Source organism: Roseateles sp. (assembly GCF_052436255.1).
In the GTDB taxonomy this organism is placed as follows: Bacteria; Pseudomonadota; Gammaproteobacteria; order Burkholderiales; family Burkholderiaceae_C; genus Pelomonas.
Window position 1 is genome coordinate 1 of record NZ_JBQVNP010000226.1, and the last position, 5,331, is coordinate 5,331.

At 70.1% G+C, this 5,331-nt stretch carries 6 protein-coding genes; 4 read left to right on the forward strand and 2 right to left on the reverse strand.

Translation table 11 applies throughout. From position 1 onward, the window contains the following. Together ACT6S0_RS26130 and ACT6S0_RS26135 are read left to right on the forward strand one after the other, a co-directional pair. Positions 1-199, forward strand: a 199-nt coding sequence (locus ACT6S0_RS26130; protein ID WP_444766655.1) for a hypothetical protein, incomplete at its 5' end; no start/stop codon positions are given. 101 nt (positions 200-300) lie between these two features. After that, complete coding sequence (locus tag ACT6S0_RS26135) at positions 301-2,241, forward strand: diguanylate cyclase domain-containing protein (RefSeq protein ID WP_444766656.1); 1,941 nt, start codon at positions 301-303, stop codon at positions 2,239-2,241. 19 nt (positions 2,242-2,260) lie between these two features. Here the strand turns inward: ACT6S0_RS26135 and ACT6S0_RS26140 are convergent, their stop codons facing one another. Together ACT6S0_RS26140 and ACT6S0_RS26145 are read right to left on the reverse strand one after the other, a co-directional pair. Continuing rightward, positions 2,261-2,407, reverse strand: coding sequence for a hypothetical protein (locus ACT6S0_RS26140; RefSeq protein WP_444766657.1), 147 nt, complete (start codon positions 2,405-2,407; stop codon positions 2,261-2,263). Further along, positions 2,407-3,054: a TetR/AcrR family transcriptional regulator gene (locus tag ACT6S0_RS26145; RefSeq protein ID WP_444766658.1), complete on the reverse strand. Its 648-nt coding sequence runs from the start codon at positions 3,052-3,054 to the stop codon at positions 2,407-2,409. The genes ACT6S0_RS26140 and ACT6S0_RS26145 overlap by 1 nt, the downstream gene beginning before the upstream one ends. Before the next feature lie 107 nt (positions 3,055-3,161). Between ACT6S0_RS26145 and ACT6S0_RS26150 the strand changes: the two genes are divergently transcribed. Both ACT6S0_RS26150 and preA read left to right on the forward strand, forming a co-directional pair. Continuing rightward, complete coding sequence (locus tag ACT6S0_RS26150) at positions 3,162-4,535, forward strand: NAD(P)-dependent oxidoreductase (protein ID WP_444766659.1); 1,374 nt, start codon at positions 3,162-3,164, stop codon at positions 4,533-4,535. Next, positions 4,528-5,331: NAD-dependent dihydropyrimidine dehydrogenase subunit PreA (gene preA, locus ACT6S0_RS26155; protein ID WP_444766660.1), on the forward strand; the 804-nt coding region annotated here is incomplete at its 3' end. The genes ACT6S0_RS26150 and preA, both read left to right, overlap by 8 nt.

A 5,331-nucleotide genomic window follows, 5' to 3' on the forward strand; every position in this document is an offset into this window, starting at 1 on the left:
CGGCCTGGCCTGCCGCGACGCGGACGGCGCCTGGGCGCTGCAGCAGGTCGTGGCCGCCAGCGCAGCGGGCAGCGGCATGCGCCAGGCCGCCACCAACCTGCCGCCGGCGGTGCTGGCCGCCGTGGACAAGGCCATGGCCGGCGAGGCACTGAACGCCGAGCAGGAACGCGCGGCGCGCGATGCGGGCTGGGCGCCTTGAGCCCCCGCCGGACGGCCCAACGGCCTTAGGATCGCCCCAGCAACAGGGATGGGCAGGCCGCGACGCACGACCGCCAGCGCTGGGACCGCCCGCACCGCCCCATGCCCCAGACTTCTTCGCAGCAGTTGGTCGTCGACATGAGGCGCTTCCGGCGCTATCTGGCGCTGGGCAACGTGCTCATCCTCGCCATCGTGGCCACGGCCACCGTGCTGGCCGCATCGGCCAGCTACCGCGCCCAGGAGCAACGCGCCCGCGACCAGGCTGCCGGCCTGGCTCAGACCCTGGCGCTGGGCGTGGCGTCGACGATTGCGCTGGTGGACCACACGCTGCAGTCGACGCTGTATCACGTCGAGCAGCAGCAAGCCCGCGGGCCGCTGAATGCCGCCGCGCTGACGCAGGTCACGGCCGGGCAACGGGCGCTGGTGCCGTCGATCAACGCCTTGCGCGTCACGGACGCCGACGGCTGGGTGCTGAACCCGGACGCTGGCGGTCCGGCCCGCGTCTCGGTGGCGGACCGCGACTACTTCCGCGCCGCCCGCGCCGAACCCGCGAGGCTGGCGGTTTCGGAGCCTTTGCAGGGCCGCCTGAAGGCCGGCTGGGGCCTGGTGTTCGCGCGGGCGCGGCTCGACGCGTCGGGTCGCTTTGCCGGTGTCGTCTACGCCGGCATCGGCACCGAAACCTTCACGGCACATTTCCAGCAGGCCGACGTGGGCGCCCAGGGTGCGGTGTCGCTGCGCGCGCGCTCGCTGAAGCTGATCGCGCGGTACTCGCCGCAGGCCCAGGCGCCGGAGGCCGGGTTGGGCAAGGCCACCGTGTCCGAGGGCCTCGTGGCGGCGCTCGCGGCAAGCCCCGCACGGGGGAGCTATGTCGCGCGCACGGCGCTTGACGGCGTCGAACGCGTCACCGCCTACACCGAGGTGCCCGGCTACCCGCTGCTGATGCTGGTAGGCCTGGGCACCGAGGACTTTTTTGCGCCGTGGCAGCGCCAGGTGGTGGGGATGGGGTCGTTGCTGCTGCTGCTGGCCATCGTGCTGATCGGCGCCTCCGTGGCCCTGTACCGCGCCCAGGCGCGCCAGGTGCAGGCGCGGGCGCGCATCGCACTGCTGGCAGCGGAGCGGGGCGCGATGCTGGACAGCGAGCTCGTCGGCATGGTCAAGCTGCGCGAGCGGCAGGAGATCTGGCACAACCCAGCGCTGGCGCGTCTGTTCGGCTATGGCCCCGGCGAACTCTGCGGCCAGCCGGCGCGCCTGCTCTACCTCGACGATGCGTCGTTCGCTCAGGTGGGCCTGGCCTACCAGCACCTGGGGATGACAAGCAGCTACCGCACGCAGTTGCAGATGCGCCGCAAGGACGGCAGCGCGGTCTGGGTCGACTTGAGCGGCGCGCCGCTGCCCGATGGCGAATCGCTGTGGTTGATGACCGACATCACGGCCATCAAGCGCAGCGAGGAGCAGGCCCGGCACCTGGCCTTCCACGACGTGCTGACCGGCCTGCCCAACCGCCACCTGCTGCAGGAGCGGCTGGCCTTCCTGCTGCGCGACGCCGAGCGCAACGGCCGCTGGCTGGCGGTCTGCTACATGGACCTGGACGGTTTCAAGGCCGTCAACGACAGCCTGGGCCACGACGCCGGCGACGCCGTGCTGCGGGCCGCGGCAGCGCGTTTGAGCGGGAGCGTGCGCGGCAACGACATCGTCGCGCGCATGGGCGGCGATGAGTTCGTGCTGGTGCTCAACCAGTCCGGCGGGCTGCGCGACGAGAAGCATGCGCTGAACCGCTTGCTGGACAGCTTCGCCGCGCCGGTCACGCTGCCCGATGGCGCCGAGGTGCGGGTGGGCGTCAGCATCGGTGTGGCCATCTATCCCCTGCACGGGCGCGAGGCCGGCACGCTGATCAGCCGCGCCGACCATGCGCTGCTGGCGGGCAAGCGGGCCGGCAAGGGCCGCTGGGTGGCGTGGGAGCCTTCGGTCGAAGCGGACGCGGCGGCAGCCGCACAAGGCGCCGATGCCGTCAGCGCGACGGGATCGGGCTGGCCTGCACGCTGACGATCTTCCTCGCGCCACCTCAACGGCAAGGGTCCAGCGCCAGGTCGGGCGACACCTGTCCGTCGACGAACCTGGCCCTGGTCTCGACATTGCCGCGTGCGTCGGGCGGCGCGGCTTGGGGCAGTGCGCAGCCAGCCAGCGCGACCCGCTGCAGTGCACGGCGCATCAATCCCGCGCGCCTGAAACCTCAAGGCTTTTCCAGATCAGCCCGGTGATCAGCTTGCGGGCGCGCTCGAAATCGTCGTCATCCAGCGCTGGCTTGCCCATGTAGAGCGAAAACTGCGGCCCCAGGTCGGCATAGGCCTGCGTGGATGACCAGATCAGGAACATCAGGTGCGTGAAGTCAAGGCGGCGGATCAGGCCCTCGGCCGCCCAACCCTCGAAGCGCGCGACATCGGCATGCAACAGCGGCATGACCTGGACGCGCAGCACATCGGCGTAGCGCGGCGCGCCCGCCATGATCTCGCGCGTGAAGACGGCATTGCCACTGGGCCGGTCGCGGCTGAAGCGTAGTTTTGCCGACACATAGGCCTGGATGGCGGCCTCCGGTTCGTCCGCCTCGGTGATGGCGTTCATGCTGGCCATCCACTCGCCCATGACGCTGTCGAGCACGGCGCGGTAGAGCTCCTCCTTGCTGGGCCAGTGGTAGAGCAGGTTCTGGCGCGACAGATCCAGCACGGCGGCGATGCTGTCGAGGCTGACGCCTTCAAAACCAAAGCGGGCGAACTGGCGTTCGGCCTCGGCCAGGATGGCCTCCTGCTTGCGCAGGGTGGCGGCGCGCGGGGTGCGCGTCACGGTCGCGGTATCGGTCATGCGCCGCATTTTGGACGGCGCGCACCAAGCGCTTGCTGCGGGTTATTACGCTTCGGTCAAGTTTTACAGGGTAGTAATGTTTGCCTGTTTTCGCCTGGGAGAACCCCGTGGACCTTGCCGACTTGAAATCAGGGCGCCTGACGCCCGACGACTATGCGCAGAATTTTGCCGACGCCCACCCGCCGCTGAACCGCACGCAGGCGCTGATCGAGGCCGAGCGCTGCTATTACTGCTACGACGCGCCCTGCCAGACGGCCTGCCCCACGGGCATCGACATCCCCAGCTTCATCCAGCGGGTGGCCCAGGACAACGTGCGCGGCGCGGCCGAAGCCATCTTGACGGCCAACCCGCTGGGCGGCATGTGCGCGCGGGTCTGCCCGACCGAGGTGCTGTGCGAGCAGGCCTGTGTGCGCAACACCAATGAGAGCAAGCCGGTCGAGATCGGGCTGCTGCAGCGTTATGCGGTGGAGGGTCACTTCGCCAACCCCGGAGCCCGGCCGCTGTTCGAACGCGGCATGCCCACCGGCAAGCGCGTCGCCGTCGTCGGCGCCGGGCCTGCCGGCCTGGCCGCGGCGCATGGCCTGGCCTGGCGCGGGCATGAGGTGGTGCTGTTCGACGCCAACGCCAAGCTCGGCGGGCTCAACGAATATGGCCTGGCCAGCTACAAGGTCGCCGGCGGCTTTGCGCAGCAGGAGATCGACTGGCTGCTCTCCATCGGCGGCATCACACCCAGGCTGAACTGCCGGCTGGGCCGCGACATGACGCTCGACGGCCTGCTGGCCGAATACGACGCCGTCTTCCTCGGCCTGGGCCTGGCCGGCGTCAACGCGCTGGGCATCGCCGAGCCCGAGCTGCCGGGCCTGCGCAACGCCGTCGACTTCATTGCCGAGCTGCGCCAGAGCGCGCCCGAGATCGTGCCGGTCGGCCGCCGGGTCGTCGTCATCGGCGGCGGCATGACGGCCGTGGACGCGGCGGTGCAAAGCAAGCTGCTGGGTGCAGAGCAGGTGACCATGGTCTACCGCCGCGGGCCGGATGGCCTGTCGGCATCGACCCACGAGCAGCACTGGGCGCAGACGAATGGCGTGAGCATCCGCTGCTGGGCGCGGCCACTGGGCGTCGAGGCGGAAGGCGGCGTGCTGCGCGGCATGCGCTTCGCAAGCACCAAGCTCGACAAGGGCAAGCTCGTCGATACCGGCGAGCAGTTCAGCCTCGAAGCCGACATGGTGCTGCGCGCCATCGGCCAAAGCTATGTGGCCGAGTCCGCAGGCAATGCCATTGCGCTGCAAGCCGGCCGCATCAGGACCGACGCCGACGGCCAGACCAGCCTGGCGCGCGTCTGGGCGGGCGGCGACTGCCGCGCCGGGGGCCGCGACCTGACTGTGGAGGCCGTGGAGCACGGCAAGCGCGCCGCCATCTGCATCGACCGCGCCCTGGGCCTGGCCACCGTTCGACATCTCGACAAGGAGGCTTCCCATGGCTGACCTGAGCACCAACTTCCTCGGCATCAAGAGCCCCAACCCCTTCTGGCTCGCATCCGCACCGCCGACCGACAAGGAAGTCAACGTGCGCCGGGCTTTCGAGGCCGGCTGGGGCGGCGTGGTCTGGAAGACGCTGGGCGAGGACCCGCCGGTCGTCAACGTCAACGGCCCGCGCTACGCCACGCTGTGGAGCCAGGACCGCCGCGTCATCGGCTTCAACAACATCGAGCTGATCTCGGACCGGCCGCTGCAGATCAACCTCGACGAGATCGCCCGTGTGAAGCGCGACTTCCCCGATCGGGCCATGGTCGTGTCGCTGATGGTGCCGGTCAACGAGCAGAGCTGGAAGGACATCCTCGCCAAGGTGGCCGACACCGGCGCCGACGGCGTGGAGCTGAACTTCGGCTGCCCGCATGGCATGAGCGAGCGCGGCATGGGCTCGGCCGTGGGCCAGGTGCCGGAGTACATCCAGCAGGTGACCGAGTGGTGCAAGAAGCACACGAAGATGCCGGTCATCGTGAAGCTGACGCCCAACATCACCGACGTGCGCTTCCCGGCGCGCGCGGCGCATGCCGGCGGCGCGGATGCGGTCAGCCTCATCAACACCGTCAACTCCATCATGGGCGTGGACCTGGACCGCATGACGATGAGCCCGGTGACCGACGGCCTGGGCTCGCACGGCGGCTACTGCGGCCAGGCGGTCAAGCCGATCGCGCTGAACATGGTGGCCGAGATCGCGCGCGACCCCGAAACCCGCGGCCTGCCGATCTCGGGCATTGGCGGCATCACCACCTGGCGC